Annotated in this window: 17 protein-coding genes; 3 read left to right on the top strand and 14 right to left on the bottom strand. The window is 40.9% G+C overall.

All coding sequences use genetic code 11. The annotated features are described in order from the left end of the window. Positions 1-220 precede the first annotated feature (220 nt). The 9 genes from CDZ78_RS02230 to rplU form a co-directional block, all read right to left on the bottom strand. Positions 221-1,147 (bottom strand): Nudix family hydrolase, encoded by a 927-nt coding sequence (locus tag CDZ78_RS02230; protein WP_087868503.1) that lies wholly within the window; start codon positions 1,145-1,147, stop codon positions 221-223. Between the two features lie 3 nt (positions 1,148-1,150). Then, positions 1,151-2,365: a bifunctional glutamate N-acetyltransferase/amino-acid acetyltransferase ArgJ gene (gene argJ / locus CDZ78_RS02225; protein WP_087868502.1), complete on the bottom strand. Its 1,215-nt coding sequence runs from the start codon at positions 2,363-2,365 to the stop codon at positions 1,151-1,153. A gap of 286 nt (positions 2,366-2,651) precedes the next feature. Beyond that, positions 2,652-3,797, bottom strand: coding sequence for a cation diffusion facilitator family transporter (locus tag CDZ78_RS02220; protein WP_087868501.1), 1,146 nt, complete (start codon positions 3,795-3,797; stop codon positions 2,652-2,654). Continuing rightward, complete coding sequence (locus CDZ78_RS02215) at positions 3,797-4,024, bottom strand: sulfurtransferase TusA family protein (RefSeq protein WP_087868500.1); 228 nt, start codon at positions 4,022-4,024, stop codon at positions 3,797-3,799. Before CDZ78_RS02215 ends, CDZ78_RS02220 begins: the two co-directional genes overlap by 1 nt. Then, positions 4,021-5,064 (bottom strand): tRNA (5-methylaminomethyl-2-thiouridylate)-methyltransferase, encoded by a 1,044-nt coding sequence (locus CDZ78_RS02210; RefSeq protein WP_087868499.1) that lies wholly within the window; start codon positions 5,062-5,064, stop codon positions 4,021-4,023. Before CDZ78_RS02210 ends, CDZ78_RS02215 begins: the two co-directional genes overlap by 4 nt. Before the next feature lie 17 nt (positions 5,065-5,081). Then, positions 5,082-6,203 (bottom strand): glutamate 5-kinase, encoded by a 1,122-nt coding sequence (gene proB, locus CDZ78_RS02205; RefSeq protein WP_087868498.1) that lies wholly within the window; start codon positions 6,201-6,203, stop codon positions 5,082-5,084. Further along, a complete protein-coding gene (gene cgtA / locus CDZ78_RS02200; protein WP_087868497.1) occupies positions 6,190-7,245 on the bottom strand; it encodes an Obg family GTPase CgtA in 1,056 nt (351 codons plus the stop codon). The genes proB and cgtA overlap by 14 nt, the downstream gene beginning before the upstream one ends. A gap of 139 nt (positions 7,246-7,384) precedes the next feature. Beyond that, entirely contained in the window at positions 7,385-7,642 is a 258-nt protein-coding gene (gene rpmA, locus CDZ78_RS02195) for a 50S ribosomal protein L27 (protein WP_087868496.1), read from the bottom strand. 14 nt (positions 7,643-7,656) lie between these two features. Beyond that, positions 7,657-7,968 carry a 50S ribosomal protein L21 gene (gene rplU / locus CDZ78_RS02190; protein WP_087868504.1) on the bottom strand — a complete coding sequence of 104 codons (312 nt, stop codon included), beginning with the start codon at positions 7,966-7,968 and terminating at the stop codon, positions 7,657-7,659. 237 nt (positions 7,969-8,205) lie between these two features. Here rplU and ispB point away from each other — a divergent pair, with 237 nt between their 5' ends. Beyond that, on the top strand, positions 8,206-9,213 hold the full coding sequence (ispB, locus tag CDZ78_RS02185; RefSeq protein WP_087868495.1) for an octaprenyl diphosphate synthase: 1,008 nt from the start codon (positions 8,206-8,208) through the stop codon (positions 9,211-9,213). Positions 9,214-9,245: 32 nt separating this feature from the next. Here ispB and CDZ78_RS02180 read toward each other — a convergent pair whose 3' ends face one another. Both CDZ78_RS02180 and CDZ78_RS20990 read right to left on the bottom strand, forming a co-directional pair. Continuing rightward, on the bottom strand, positions 9,246-10,478 hold the full coding sequence (locus CDZ78_RS02180; RefSeq protein WP_087868494.1) for a multicopper oxidase family protein: 1,233 nt from the start codon (positions 10,476-10,478) through the stop codon (positions 9,246-9,248). Beyond that, complete coding sequence (locus CDZ78_RS20990) at positions 10,468-10,659, bottom strand: hypothetical protein (RefSeq protein ID WP_140413845.1); 192 nt, start codon at positions 10,657-10,659, stop codon at positions 10,468-10,470. The genes CDZ78_RS02180 and CDZ78_RS20990 overlap by 11 nt, the downstream gene beginning before the upstream one ends. A 682-nt stretch (positions 10,660-11,341) precedes the next feature. Here CDZ78_RS20990 and CDZ78_RS02175 point away from each other — a divergent pair. Both CDZ78_RS02175 and CDZ78_RS02170 read left to right on the top strand, forming a co-directional pair. Next, on the top strand, positions 11,342-12,268 hold the full coding sequence (locus CDZ78_RS02175; protein ID WP_087868493.1) for a sulfotransferase family protein: 927 nt from the start codon (positions 11,342-11,344) through the stop codon (positions 12,266-12,268). 771 nt (positions 12,269-13,039) lie between these two features. Beyond that, entirely contained in the window at positions 13,040-13,285 is a 246-nt protein-coding gene (locus tag CDZ78_RS02170) for a type II toxin-antitoxin system Phd/YefM family antitoxin (RefSeq protein ID WP_087868492.1), read from the top strand. A gap of 309 nt (positions 13,286-13,594) precedes the next feature. Here the strand turns inward: CDZ78_RS02170 and CDZ78_RS24180 are convergent, their stop codons facing one another. The 3 genes from CDZ78_RS24180 to CDZ78_RS02150 all read right to left on the bottom strand — a co-directional run bounded on the left by CDZ78_RS24180 (position 13,595) and on the right by CDZ78_RS02150 (position 15,538). Further along, a complete protein-coding gene (locus tag CDZ78_RS24180) occupies positions 13,595-13,753 on the bottom strand; it encodes a type II toxin-antitoxin system RelE/ParE family toxin (protein ID WP_140413844.1) in 159 nt (52 codons plus the stop codon). Between the two features lie 48 nt (positions 13,754-13,801). Then, positions 13,802-14,020 carry a TA system antitoxin ParD family protein gene (locus CDZ78_RS02160; protein ID WP_087868490.1) on the bottom strand — a complete coding sequence of 73 codons (219 nt, stop codon included), beginning with the start codon at positions 14,018-14,020 and terminating at the stop codon, positions 13,802-13,804. A gap of 882 nt (positions 14,021-14,902) precedes the next feature. Beyond that, complete coding sequence (locus tag CDZ78_RS02150; RefSeq protein WP_087868488.1) at positions 14,903-15,538, bottom strand: hypothetical protein; 636 nt, start codon at positions 15,536-15,538, stop codon at positions 14,903-14,905. Positions 15,539-16,090: the final 552 nt, after the last annotated feature.

Here is a 16,090-nt window from a genome sequence, read left to right as displayed (position 1 = left end):
TACTGAAGTTTCCCAATTATTGAGTAGCTGAAATACACAATGCTGGTGTATCGAGGTTTATTTTAGGTGGTTTTGCCATGTTTATAGCAAACCCCTACTTAATTCCCCTTAGGCAATAGCATTTGAAACGAATGAAAAGACTATTTTTTTCATATAGTTGTAGCATAGTTTCAATTTTACCATAAATAATTATTGGGAAACTTCAGATCAGTAGCCACACTTATAGTTTATATAGACTTATCCCTGATATTCCTTGCGCCCCGCAGGATATTGCTTGTTCAAAATCCTGCGGGGCAACACCGCCCAATGCAAAAACCGGGATATTTACTTGCTCCACCCACTCTGCAAACTGCTGCCAGCCTAAAGAATCAGCCCCTGGGTGTGAAGATGTTTCCTTTACCGGAGACAATACCGCAAAATCTAAAGATAATTCCTCTGCTTTACGTAACTCTTGCAGGTTATGACAGGAAGCCGCGACAAAACCTGAAGCTTCAGGCCTTTTACTTAACCCCGTTAAATCAGATGATGTTAGGTGCACCCCTTCGTCAACACCTCTCCTTACTGGCATTTGAGAATTAAGCAGATAATTTATATTTAATTCGTCACACTTTGAGCGCAACCCATCCATTAACTGTTCTGCGCTTTGCTCGTCCAGGTTTTTAACCCTGATTTGCACCAACTTTACGCCTTGCGCTGCAACATTATCTAATTGAAGTAATATCTCCCTAGCATTACTGCCACCAATAATGGCATATTCCCGACCTAGCAGAATGGCCGTTATGATAGGTTTATTTGCCGCCGGAAATGGGTAGTTATTTAATTCATCCAGCGCGACCCACTTTAATAACTGACCTTCTTGACCAACTGGCTCACCAGAAAACTCACTAACCTCTCGCACATGCAAGCGCACCTCTAAATCAGAATAGTTATATGTAATATTTATTAACGGACTGGAGCTAATGGTGCTTATATTAAGTTCTTCATATAATTCTCTGCCTAAAGCCTGCTTAGCATCTTCTGCCTGTTCAAGTTTGCCCCCAGGAAATTCCCATAAACCGCCCTGGTGAACATCATCTTTACGCCTGGCAACTAAAACGCGTCCAACTGAATCCCGTACAACCCCGACTGCAACATTAACCCTAGGCACGACTTAAGTTCTATACTCTGCATTAATACGCACATAATCATAGGAAAAATCACAGGTTAGCACTTGCTGCTCACACTCCCCTCTTCCTAGATCGACAGTTACGGTAATTTCTTGCTGATCCATGATTTTCTGCCCAGCCGCTTCTGTATATGAAGTAGCTCGTCCGCCTTTGTCCACGATGCAGACGTCACCTAAATAGATAGAAATTTTATTAACATCAAGCCCATCAACTCCGGAACGCCCCACTGCCGCCAAAATACGCCCCCAGTTTGGATCACTGGCAAAAAAAGCCGTTTTCACCAGAGGGGAGTGAGCAATTGTTTTAGCAACTTCAACCGCTTCAGCATCACTAACTGCTTGCTGCACTTTAATTTTGATTAATTTAGTTGCGCCCTCACCATCACGGATAATTGCTTCTGCCAAGTACTTGCATGCCTCTTGGATAGCTAGCTGAAACTGGAGCATGACATCACTTCCTGCGATAAGCTCAGGCAATGAACTTTTTCCACTCGCCATCAACACACAGGCATCATTAGTCGAAGTATCTCCATCCACGGTAATCCGATTAAAGGACTGCTCTACCGTTTCAGTCAGACATTCCTGCAGATTCGCTTGAGAAATTCTTGCATCTGTTGCAATAAAGCCCAACATGGTCGCCATATTTGGCTGTATCATGCCCGCACCTTTAGACATCCCGGTGACCGTTACCGACTGCCCGTCTATTTCTATTATTTTTGAATAACCTTTAGCAAAGGTATCGGTAGTCAAAATCGCATGTGCTGCCTTATCCCAGTTATCTTCTTTTAGATTAGCCTGAGCTCCTGCCAACGCTGTTACTATTTTATTAATAGGCAAGGCTTCACCTATCACCCCTGTTGAAAATGGCAATACTTGCTCGGAGTTTACGTCACTTAGTTTAGCAACTGCGGCACAACTAGCCTGCGCATCTAATAATCCTTGCTCTCCAGTTCCTGCATTAGCATTACCTGAATTCACTAACAAGTAACGTGGCTGCTTTTCTAAATTATCTCTAGCTACTAGCACTGGTGCTGCACAAAATGCATTTTGAGTAAAAACAGCGGCGCAAGTGGTAGCTTCTGTCATTTCTACTAATAACAAGTCATCACGCTCAGTTTGCTTGATGCCCGCACAAGTTGCTCCTAATTTAATTCCTGACACCGCATGCATGTGCGGAAATTCAATATTTCCAACTGCCATAACTCTTCTCTCTTGTTTTTTGCGTAAATAATATAACTGTAGAATGCAGCTTTATCCCGCAGATAACCTGACAAGGCGGATTAAAGAGGCTGTGAAAGTATATGCTTTTAGCCTCCCCCCTTGAGAAGGGGGGGGGGAATCGTATAAAAACATAGGTCATTGATGTTGCGTGATTAATTTTTAATATATCCAACCTCCCCTAACCCCTTAACTAAGGAGGGGGATTTTGTTGAATACTTTCGCAGCCTCTAAAGCCGCGCCCTACAGGCAAAGACCAGTATTATAGTTAAGCTTTAAAAAACACCAATACACGACTGATTTGCTCAGCCTCTTGCGCTAACACTATGCAGCGATTCTTAATGGTATTAACTTGCTGCGATAAACTAAACATTGTATGCGGCAAAATAACCTCAAGCTCAAGATGTCCTTTTATATAATGAATTCTGAAGCCATCAATTAAAGGATAGTTTTCCGCTAGATACTCTTTTAAAAGCTGTAGTTGTAGAAGGGCGTTGTCGCCAAAAAGCACTACGTGAAATATAAGTAGATTCTCAGGGTCCACATGAACCAGCACTTCCTGCACATCATCAAATTTATCAATCAATAAATCTCTGACTACATCGGCAATCATATGCCCTTCAGATACTGTAATCCGTGAATTCACCACAATATGCGCATCTACCAGCGCATCCTCACCCATCTGCCGGGTACGCAGTAAGTGTATATTTCTAACCCCTTCTGTCGCAGCAATCTCAGCGCGAATTTCATCAACAATTTCATCTGACAGCCCTGTATCAACCAACTCTTTAATACTATCCGAGACTAGATTGACACCAATTTTCGCAACCATCAGGGCAACAATAACCGCCGCAACCGCATCCGCCCAGATATAACCGAATAAAGATCCAGCAACACCTATCAGTACTACGATTGAAGAAACGGCATCACTACGGTGATGCCATGCATTGGCTAATAATAATTTTGAACGGGTAAGCGTCGCCACTCGCTTGGTATATTGATATAACCACTCATTTGCCAGAATTGAAATAGCAGCAATACCCAACGCACTCGGCTGCGGAATTAATAGCCGCTCTGGATGCAAAACCCGCCCATAGATATCCCAGGCTATTCCAACAGCAATTGCAATTAAACCAACACCTAATATCACTGTCGCAATGGTTTCAAAACGCCGATGCCCATAAGGGTGATCATGATCAGCCTCCCGCGCACCCAGCCTTACAGCCACTAGAACCAATAAATCACTGACTAGATCTGATAATGAATGCACACCATCTGCGACCAACGCAGCTGAATGACCTAATATCCCAAAACCAATTTTTATGATGCTTAAAAAAACATTGACCAACGCACCAACAATCGTGACTCTGCTTTTTAGTTTTATAACAACATCAGCATCATAAACGTCAGGCATTACTCACCAACCTCTAAAATGATAATAAATTCATATTCATCAGACTTTGTTTCTAAAACTTTATGCCCATTAATTCGACACCAGGCAGGAATATCCTGCAACACACCAGGGTCAGTACATGTCACTGTCAACACATCACCCTGCTGTAACTGTTTAATCTTATCCTGAGTACGAATAACCGGCAAAGGGCATAATAAGCGCTTCGCATCTAGTTCATATTGACTCATACAAACCATTCCTTTGGAATTTCATCTTTAGCAAGCGGCTTAACTTGTATAGTAGATTCATTACCCGCTAAATCCCTAATCATTACTTCCACTTGTTCAGCATCTCTACCCTGCCCATAGCGTGCAACAATTTGCGCAGCCACATGCAAGTCTTCTGCACTAGGATCACCATCGACTAAAGCTAATGGCCCTCTATGGCTAGCGCAATTCATATTAATATAATTTTTCTTATATCCTTGTAAAAAACGCGCCTCACCATCTTCACGAGCAACGATGACTTTAAAATTCTGGTTAGGACGTATATGCCGCCCCACTTTTAGCAACATCACATCATCAAGTTCATAATCTTTAGTGCCACGCGCCTTCCATAAATCTACCAGTTTCGCAGAGTAACTTTCATCTGTTAAAAAACAACAACCACCTGCAGGCTGCGAGTAGTCCTTGAAACCATATTTATCAGCTAAAGCCATTTGCGGCTTGCGTCCACGCCCAGTAAAACCGAATAACTCGTCACGACTAATCCAGCCTTCTCGCTCAGGCAAAGTTAAAGGCAAGTTTTGAGCACATAAAGGTCGCAGCAGCCGATCATCAGCACCTGACTCAGCAGCAATAATAGGCATAGTATCTCTGCGTTGTGACATTGGGCGCTGACCTATCACCTCACCAGTTATGATAAAGTCAAAATCATTCTCTTCCATCCATTGCTTGGCCTTTTTCACCATAAATACTTTACAGTCCAGACAAGGATTCATATTAGCCCCATAGCCATGCTTAGGGTTAATCAAGACATCCTTATATTCTTCAATAATATCAATGATATGCAACTTTATACCTAAGGTTTCCGCTACCCATAAAGAATTATTGCGCTTGGGCTTATCCTTATCTTTTTTGCGAATGGCATGCGTATGCCCCTCTACGCAAAACCCGGTAAAGAAATTAATACCTTCTACGTGCACTCCTTGCTCCATAATAGCTTTAGTCGCTAACATGGAATCTAGCCCACCTGAAATTAAAGAAACTGCTTTGATTTGCTTACTCATACCTAACCCAATACTACTTAAATCAACACCAGGTTATCCCGATGAATCACTTCTTCATCATCAGAATAACCCAAAATATTTTCAAACTGGCTACTCGCCTGACCTTTAATTAAGTCTATTTCTTCTGACTTATAATTGACCAGACCTCGCGCCACCTCAACACCTTCAGAATCAAGACATAAAACCAGTTCACCCCGGCCAAAATGACCTTCTACAGCTTTCACCCCAACCGCCAATAAACTTTTTCCTGATTTTCTAAGTACACTCACTGCACCTGCATCCAGAACCAACCGACCTCTAGCCTGCAACTGCCCAGCTAACCACTGCTTACGCGCAACGATAGGTTCGATATTTGCAGACAGATAAGTCCCAACTTCCTCTCCAGCAATAACCCTGATAATAACATTTTCCAAATCACCAGAAGCAATCACAGTTGACGCACCTGAACGTGACGCCAACCGCGCTGCACTTACTTTAGTCGCCATCCCACCACGACCTAAACCACTACGACTTTCTCCCGCCATAGAATCCAGACGGATATCATCCGAACTAATCTGACTGATTAAAACTGCATCCGCATTAACACTGGGATCAGAGTCAAATAAACCTAATTGATCAGTCAAAATAATCAATAAGTCTGCTTCAACCAGGTTAGCAACCAAAGCACCTAAGGTATCATTATCACCAAAGCGTATTTCTTCTGTTGCTACCGCATCGTTCTCATTAATAACCGGCACTACCTTATAATTCAATAAGGACATTAAGGTACTACGTGCATTTAGATAGCGCTTACGGTCTGATAAATCGTCATGCGTCAGTAATACTTGCGCCGCATGCAAGTCATGCTTCTGGAAATTACTTTCAAAATTTTGCACTAGACCCATCTGCCCAACAGATGCAGCAGCCTGCAATTCATGCAAAGTTTTAGGTCGAGTTTTCAGACCCAGGCGTGACATTCCCTCTGCCACCGACCCCGATGACACCAAAACGACTTCAATGCCTCGCTGTGTTAATTTTGCCATCTGCTCGACCCAGATAGTAATGGCTGCCTGATCTAAGCCCTTGCCACCATTCGTTAATAAAGCACTGCCAATTTTAATAACAACCCGCTTTACATTTTTGAAATCACTCCGGCTCATTCTCTTTTTCCAGCTCTTTTTCTAACAACACCTGCTCTTCTAAAAAGGTCATAATATCAAACATTAAAGTTCGCGTTCCCTCTGATTTTAAAGCAGATATTTGATAAACAGGACCAGTCCAGCCCAATTCATCAACAATTTCCTGACAATATGCCTGCTGATCTTCCCCATCGTGCAATCTATCCATTTTATTCAATATCAGCCAACGGGGCTTATTAGCTAAATCATCACTCCATTTTTCAACTTCTTTGATAATTTTTCTTGCTGCCTCAACGGGAGAGTCCATGGATTCATAGGGCTTAACATCCACAAGGTGCATCAATAATTTAGTTCGCGCTAAATGCTTTAAAAACTGCAAGCCCAAACCCGCGCCTTCAGCAGCACCCTCAATAACCCCGGGAATATCCGCAATCACAAAACTACGCTGATCATCAACACTCACCACACCTAAATTTGGCACTAAAGTAGTAAAGGGATAATCGGCAACTCTTGGCTTTGCCGAAGAAACTGCACGAATCAAACTGGACTTACCTGCATTCGGCATGCCCAACAACCCTACGTCAGCAATTAAAGTCAACTCTAACTGCAGAATCCTGTGCTCACCTTTAGATCCTGTTGAAGCTTGCTGTGGCGCACGATTAATACTACTTTTAAATCGAGTATTCCCTAGGCCATGAAAGCCGCCTTGAGCGACCAATAATTTTTCACCTACCTGAGTAAGCTCACCGAAATTTTCATTAGTTTGCTTATCAGATACACTCGTTCCTGGCGGTACAGAGATATAAATATCCTCCCCTTTCCTACCAGTACACTGCCGCCCCATACCATTTTGACCTCGTTGCGCTCTGTGTACAGAATGAAAACGAAAATCCACTAAAGTATTTACATTTTCTGTGGCAAGCAAATATACACAACCACCATCACCACCATCACCGCCGTCAGGCCCGCCTTTAGGGATATATTTCTCGCGCCGAAAACCAATACAGCCGTTCCCACCATCACCCGCTTCAACGCGAATCTCCGCTTCATCAACAAATTTCATAAGCTAAAACCTACTAAAACACTCAGCCTTTTTTAAAAAACAGGCAAAAAAAAACCCCGCCTTAGGACGAGGTTTTATCTATTCTACACAATCTAAATGCTTAGTATTTAGTAACTAAGCATTTTATTGCATCAAATAATTATGCTGCAACGATGCTAACAAATTTACGCTTTTGCGGTCCTTTGACTTCAAAAACAACTTTTCCTGTTGCTGTTGCAAATAGCGTGTGATCTTTACCACAACCTACATTTGTTCCTGGGTGAAAACGAGTACCCCGTTGACGAACAATAATGCCACCTGCATTAACACTTTCGCCACCGTAACGTTTAACACCTAGTCGATTCGAATTAGAATCGCGACCGTTCTTAGTACTACCACCCGCTTTCTTATGAGCCATTGTTAATCCTCGTGTTAAGCAGAAATGCCAGTAATCTGGACTTCTGTGTAATATTGACGATGACCCATTTGCTTCATGTGGTGCTTACGTCTTTTAAATTTAATTATTTTAACTTTCTTATGTCTACCTTGAGCAGTCACAGTTGCAGTAACTTTGCTACCGTCAACATAAGGCTGTCCAACTTTAACAGCATCATCAGACTTGACCATAAGTACATTGTCGAATTCAACGCTGTCGCCCATACCAAGCTCAAGTTTTTCTATTTTTAAGGTAGTACCTTCTTCAACACGGTATTGTTTACCGCCAGTTTGAATTACCGCATACATTTGCGTCAGCTCCATCAAGCAATATCTATTAAAAGTGAACAGAGGATTATAATCACAAAAGAAACTCTCGTCAACCTAAATAAACAGAAAAAAGTAATGCCCTACAAAATAACACACGACAACATTTAACACCATAAGGTATTTTTAAACGTCATGTTCTGTTAATATAAGCGAAATAATAAATTGCTACAGAAGCTTTTTAAGCCTTAATTCTATAAATTTTAAGAATACGAATCAATGACAGTTTCGCAAAACTCTAACAAAGCTCACACGCCAATTGATTTTGCTTCAATTCAATCATTAACTGAAAATGAAGCCAAAGCAGTTGATCAGTTAATTCTTGAAGAATTAACTTCAGACGTGGTTCTTATCAATCAAATCGGGCATTACATTATTAATAGTGGCGGCAAACGTTTACGCCCTATGCTATTACTACTGACAGCAAAAGCCTTAAACTACCAACAAGACAATCATTTGGTATTAGCTGCTGTTATTGAATTTATTCATACCGCCACCTTACTGCATGACGATGTTGTAGATGAGTCCGACTTGCGCCGCGGCAAAGAAACCGCCAACGCAGTCTGGGGTAATGCTGCAAGCGTCTTAGTCGGCGACTACCTTTATTCCAGTGCCTTTGAAATGATGGTACGCACGAACAATATGCGCGTCATGGAAATTTTATCCAAAACCACGACCGCTATTGCTGAAGGTGAAGTTTTACAACTATTAAATTGCAATAGCCCCGCAACAACCGAAGCAAAATACCTGGAAGTCATCTCACGCAAAACTGCCATTCTATTCAGTGCCGCCACGAGATTAGGAGCGGTATTAGCTGATGCTAGCCCGGAAATTGAACAAAACCTTGCCGATTATGGCCAACATCTAGGCATTGCCTTCCAGCTTATCGATGATGCACTCGATTACACATCTAGCAAAGATAAGCTGGGTAAAAACCTGGGTGATGATCTAGCAGAAGGCAAACCCACCTTGCCGCTTATTTACGCCATAGAAAATGGCACTGAAGAACAAGCAAACATCATTATCGATGCGATTAAAACCGGTAATAGAGATTCATTTAATGAAGTCTATGCTATTGTTAAGGCGACCAACGCCATTACCTATACCGAGCAGCGCGCAGATGATGAGGCACAACAAGCCATTGACGCCCTAAGCAACCTACCGGACTCTGAATTCAAAAATGCACTGGAAGTGCTTGCGCGCTTTTCTGTACAGCGCAACTACTAAGAAACGAGAACTCCTCTACCTGCACATTTGAATTAGTTTACATTAATCACTGTCATCATACCTGCCTCAGCATGTTCAAGAATATGACAGTGGTTAAGCCATAATCCTTTATCTAATGGAATAAGGCCTATATCTATTGACTGTTTAGGTCCAATTAAAACCGTATCACGCCAGAAATTTTCCTGTACAGCCCTGCCATTTTTAGCAATGACTTTAAAAAACTGCCCATGAAGATGCATGGGGTGCAAACGTGACGATTTATTGGTAAAACGCAACCTGTAAAACTGCCCCGAGGTCAATTCATGCGTAGCATTATCAGGCCAGGTCTTATTATCAATTGTCCAGGAAATACCATAAACACCTCCCCGCTTGGCATTTAGTATATATTCATGCTCAATGGGAAGTTTTATAGCGTCAGCCCAGCGCGGAAATTGCCTGGCACGTGGCGAATCAAATCCTGGTGTTTCTACCGCTTCTTCAGCAGCAACTTGTAAAAAGGCTAAAGCACTCTTTTTTCTGCCATAAAGATTCTGCACTGACAGGGATTTTCCTGCAAATGCTTTAGGGATAATAATATCAAGATCAATTCGATTTCCAGGGGCAAGATAAAACTCCCGTAGCGGAAAAGGGGCCTCCGCCAACATTCCGTCCACCGCTATAACATAAGGCACTAATTTAGCAAACGAAGGCGAGAAAACTCTGCCATTAGCAACATTTACCATTCTAATCCGAATTCTTTCTCCAGCTTTAACCTGAAATGCAGGCTGGTACCTCCCATTAATTGTTAATACATTTCCCCATCGACCATCATGCGCAAGGTCGTGCCTGGATACAAAATTTGTAGCGACTTGCCTGTCTTTTGTTAATAGCCAGTCATCCAGGACCCAGACGAATTCCTGAGAATATTCTGGCTCCTCTGCATCTTCAACAATCAGAACACCATGCAGTCCTCGCTCAATCTGTTCTGCAGCCTTAACATGAGGATGAAACCAGAATGTACCCGCATCTTTTGGCGTAAACTGATAAGTAAAACTTTCACCCGGCTGAACAGGGGGCTGGGTGACTCCGGGCACACCATCCATAGCATTAGGCACACGCACTCCATGCCAATGGATTGTCGTTGCCTGAGGCAAATTATTAGTTAATTTAAGCTGCAGTGTTTCGCCTAGTTTTATTCGGATAACCGGGCCAGGAACCATTCCGTTATAGGCCCAGACTGACGTTTGATAAGGAGGAATGATCCCGACATTATCTTCAAGCAGCAACTAGCTCAAAAGATTTAATTGTCCCTGTTGGCTGCCGCGCTTCAGGGTAAGCGCCTGTAAATTCATTTTTAAGCGCTTCCCTAAGATCAGAGGCCAACAAACCAGGCTGCTCTGCTGCTCCAAGATGGAATGACAAACACAAACTAAGAAGACTGAGAAAAATCAGATTAATTATTTTCATATGTAATTGATAGTGAATTAAATGTCTTGTGCGAATAATCCTTTGCTTTCTATAAAGCCCATTAAAATTTTCCCTTTTAATTTAAAAAAGATTGCGTCATAAAAAGTATTTTTATTCATATTGGTAAAGTTTGGTCGGCCTGTAGAGCGGATTTTAGTCCGCAACTCGTATAAATTCAGATCATTATTTCTGAAGCTGAGGTTTATTGCTGCTTCAGATCCCGGTAAAAATTTTCATAACGCTGCCTCTAATGTAATGCCCCTTCCTCCAGCAGCATTACCCGCCGTCATCGCTACTATACCATTACCCGACTACCTACTGGTTTTTGTCTTTCTCGCTTTATTATCACTCGTCCGACAGACTCAATTCCCTTTGAGACCGTTTAGGTTCTCCTAGGTTGCATTCAATTACCATAGTTATTATGGTATAAACGATATTATTGAAGTCAATGCAACACAAAGTAAATTGATAAATAAGCGCTAAAGTAGTATTCTTCGCACTGAGGCTTCGAAACCTCCAAGCGTATCACTATCTTGAACAACACCGTAACCAATTTGTTGGCATATGGAATAAATGAAGACGTTGAGATTCCAGTAGAAATAATCTTTAATAAAGATCAGCTTAGAATAAAGTCACCCTTTGATTTCCCCCCATACTTTTAAGAGGTTTTTTATTTACCGCTATGGAAAAACCAAGTATTCATTTTACCAACGAACTGGCTGAATTATTAAAACCATTTGAGCAATCACTAGAGCAGCTAAAGAAACAGCCACTAAAGTTAATTATCCATGCGGGCACACCAAAAACTGGCACAACGAGCTTACAAACCTACCTTGATAAAAGGCAACGGAAGCTAAGAGGCAAAGGGATTCTTTACCCACATAACCTTGAAAGCTTACAAAATCCCAGCGCACCAAAACACCAATGGTTTGAAAAAAACTTAGTCACAACACACCTGGAAAACTTCCTGGAAAACTTTAAGAACATAATCTCGCAAGCTAAAAAAGACACCCACACCATCATCCTGTCATCTGAAGGTATCTATAATTACTGGTGGGACTTTCCTGACGAATCAAAAGATATTTTATGTGAGCTGGGTAAACTCTTCGACATTGAAATCTGGGTATGGTTTCGTGAACCGCTCGTTTTTATTGAAAGCTATTACAAACAATGTATTCGCAACCCACAAATTAAAAATAACCCATGTTATGGCAAAAACTTATCTTTTGCTGAAATGTTAGATATCGAATGGTTTTCTCAACATTTAAACTATCAAGGCTTCGTCACCGAATGCCAAACACTGTTTGGTAAAAACAACGTTTCAGCATTTAAATACCAAGGTGATGTAGTACAAGAAGTCATCCAGAAATTAGGGTTAGCAACTCCCCACGACAATCCGACCCCAAGGCAAAATAAAAGTTTAAACAGTGCTTCGGTAGCATTACTAAGAACGATAAACCACTATGACATTAAAGCAAAAGACAAAGAGCTTTTGATACCTCATTTAAAAGAAATTAACGGGATTCTTGAGGGTTACGCAGATGATAGCTTGATTGATGAAGAATCTAAAAAAAGAGTCCTGAAGCTCGCTAATGCTATAAAGTTCTGAAATACTGAAAGAAATAATGGGCTTAGGCCTTGAGTTGTACATCATAAAGTTTTACATGCATGCATAATGCAAGACCCTATTTTCCTTTTGGTGCCATTAAGAATGGCACATAAGCAACAGCTCCACTATTAATCGCTGTATTTACTCGTTCTTCTAAATCTTTAATCTCGCCAATTCTAATGTGATTCTCTTCGCTCAGTGGATCTAGTTTTACTTTTACCTTTCCAGATCATCTATAAAGCTTGATGGGCGTGTAGAGCGGACTTTAGTCCGCGCCTCTCGCCGCCTATAGCGGACTAAAGTCCGCTCTACAAAAAATAATCCTTCAGATCAATATTCAATTTTTTTCGGAGCACGACGATGCTGTGCTTTGCCGTTAATGACCCATCATTAATCAGGCTTTCTGATAACTTAATTGCTTTTGACATTAATTTAATCATCACCCAATAAATCTTAGTACAGACTTAGGAATCTGGAAATAAAATAATTGTCCAGTATTGGGCAGGATTTTTGTCCGTTTTCTGCGTTGTAGTAACAGGCGCATAGCAGGCTACGCAACTGTTACTACAACGCAGAAAACGGACAAAAAGACCAGCAGTTTTGGATGATTATTTGTTTCCATCTCCCTTAACCTTCCCAATTAAAAGACTTTTTCATTACACCAGAATTCGCAATTCGAGGTCCCTGCACTTTCCCTCACCAATCAGAAACTTGACAACTTGACCAGATAGATACTATTGTGTAGTTCTCATTCAAAACACATGAAGATCCATGCAAACCATTCAAGTAGGCCAATTAAAATCCGAGTTTTCTTCCGTACTGGAAAAGGTTCAAAACGAAGGAGAAACCTTCATTATTGAATTTGGCAAAAAACATAAAAAAGTTGCCATGCTAGTTCCTTATAAAGAAGAACTAAAGAAAAGAGTCTTTGGACAATTACAAGGCACATTAAATATCCCTGATGATTTTGATGACGAACTGGCAGAGATCAATGACATGTTTTACGGCAAAGAATAGAAAATATGACTATTATTATCGACTGAAGTTTCCCAATAATTATTTATGGTAAAATTGAAACTATGCTACAACTATATGAAAAAAATAGTCTTTTCATTCGTTTCAAATGCTATTGCCTAAGGGGAATTAAGTAGGGGTTTGCTATAAACATGGCAAAACCACCTAAAATAAACCTCGATACACCAGCATTGTGTATTTCAGCTACTCAATAATTGGGAAACTTCAGTTAACTAGTTACCTGCCTGCTATAAACATGGCAAAACCACCTAAAATAAACCTCGATACACCAGTATTGTGTATTTCAGCTACTCAATAATTGGGAAACTTCAGTTGATAAGCAACAAGGTATTGCTGGGTATTTAGCTTGTATTTATACACTTGAACACCGCTTAGATCCCCTATTTTCATTTCACCAATAGATGGATATGATTTCTTTGACCACCTTATCAAGCGCTTTCTTTTCGACACTGTGCATCTTTTTAACTCGGCGCTTAAAACTACTGGTTTGCTTGACTATCATCCGAATTGATAATCAGAGACATCACCCGCTTTACTTTCTTCTATACCGATTAAAATACCTTTAATAAACCCTAAAGGTAAATCAGGGTTTTCATCCGCTATTTTTCCAATCCTGGCCCAATATTCGATTTGTTTCGGAGCACTACGGTGCTGTGCTTTGCCATTAATGACCGCATCATTAATCAGGCTTTCTGATAACTTAATTGCTTTTAACATTGATTCAATCCTCATCCAATAAACCTTAGTATAGTATACCGAAGGTTTCATATTGAAACCTTTTGAATAATTCATGTATCGTAACAAATCATTTTCTTCTCATTCCCATGCTCCAGCGTGGAAGTTCAGTTCGCGGTGCTCTGCCTCACGAAATTCAGAGCGTTCCCACACCTAAGGGATGACGTTTAACAAGGATTTTAAAAGCAAGAAATTTACACCACTGCCTAATTTGAAGATTATATTCGATATGACTTCTATTTTAGAACAGTAAGCTAAGCTTAATGTGGTCATTGTTCAGTCCCCCTCCAGGCAAAGAGGGGTTAGGAGAGGTTTTATTAGAAAAACTCTTTTCAACCCCTATTTTCCCATTGGAGGAGGTAAACAGTTACTTGATGTGAATTATAGAGATCATGAATTATCTGGGAATCGACCCTTTGGATTTGATTTGGTTTGTTGGGCGTATTCTCAAACTAAAAAAGGGGGTGATTTTATTTTTCAGTAAGGATAAAGGCAGGACTATAACGCAAAACACAAGACTTGACCCTTTATTTCGCTCTAGAAATACTTGTACGCTTTTCTCTGCAGCGTATTTATTAAACAGGGGGGAGACATTAGCCGCAATCAGTAATTAGCAGCTAATGCCCACAACGAAATAGTTAGCCTCTTTATTCTGCTTCAGGCATGAAAAAGGACAATCCGAAGATCACCCTTTATTTATGAATACAAGAGAATCATTGGCTCAACGAATAAAGCTTCTACATCAATAACCTAGCTTCTGATGAACAAATCAACAACACTGCCCCTTATTTTGCTCCCTAGTAACTCAAGCACACTATCAATAGTTAGGAAATATATTGTCATCTATTAACTGCTTGCAGCTTTCTATGTCATCAATGTCTTGTTGTGTTGTGTTAGAGCTGGTAAGACTAACCCAAACAGAATTGCTATCAGTGATAGCACCATAACTCGAACTATGTATTTAGCAATTAAGGCATCAATTCCCGGTCCGTTTGTTCCAAAATCAAACTCTTTATACTCTAGAAAGACTGAGACGTACGAAAAAGGGGACCATGATGTGACGTAACCCACATAATCTGTATAGGGATGGTGTGTATTACCTCCATTCTCGTATGTATTCAGTCTATCATTAGAATAACTAACCATCTGGATAACGGTTGATTGTTCCGGAATCAGCGCGTGCATACTATCAGTCACCTCTTGGTTGAATGCCGGACAGTCAACCGGCGATATGGTACGCGCACATGGCATTTCAGCGTCTCCAGCAAGTTCGTCTCTTTTTTTATTATAGTGCTCCAAGATTTTTAAATTCGGTATTGACAAATTTGTAAAACCCTCTTCTGTTAAAAATTCTTCAGATGCATCGTGAGCTTCACAAAATGCGACACAAAGACCATAAAGTCCTTTGGTGATTCCATCCTCTTGTAGAATATCACATTGACTTTCAACGGCAGGAGTATCACCATCAGGCGTTCCCTCTGCAACTACCGGAGTAGTCACTGAGTACACTAATACAGTAAGTATCGATATTACTATTGAATTTATTTGTTTTTTTCATGGTAATCCTCTTTATATTTTATAAGTTCGTATTCCATTGGTTTTTAATCTCTTTTATCACCAATGTTGGCTGTAGAATACTAGGATTAGTTCGGGGAGTCCCTACTTTTGCGAAAGCTCATTTTGGGCGTCCAAGCCCAAGTTCGTGGCAAAAGCTTAACGGGACTGATTAAAATCTGCGATGCCCTGATTCGCCCTGCGTCCACTTATAAAAACCCTAGAGGGTTTTTTATTTAGTTACCTCAAATGGCTTGACGCGATGTCGGAATGCCTTGTATTTTATCTACGCAAAAAAGACGCTTCGAGAAAACACCCGGCCCTATCGCTATCACGGACTAAAAATCTTCACTTCGCTTAAGCTCCGTTTCCAGGATTTTCAGCGTATGCTGTACATGAGGCTATTGTCCCGACTTTTAGTGGTAGTGCAGGGACAACTGTCCTGAATTGAGATTACCGAGTTTTTTCTTTGCTTACCTAACAACCAGAATAGTTATT

This window comes from Bathymodiolus platifrons methanotrophic gill symbiont (assembly GCF_002189065.1).
Lineage (GTDB): Bacteria > Pseudomonadota > Gammaproteobacteria > Methylococcales > Methylomonadaceae > Methyloprofundus.
The sequence above is the reverse complement of the archived record's forward strand: the minus strand, read 5'-3'. Positions and strand labels throughout refer to the sequence as shown.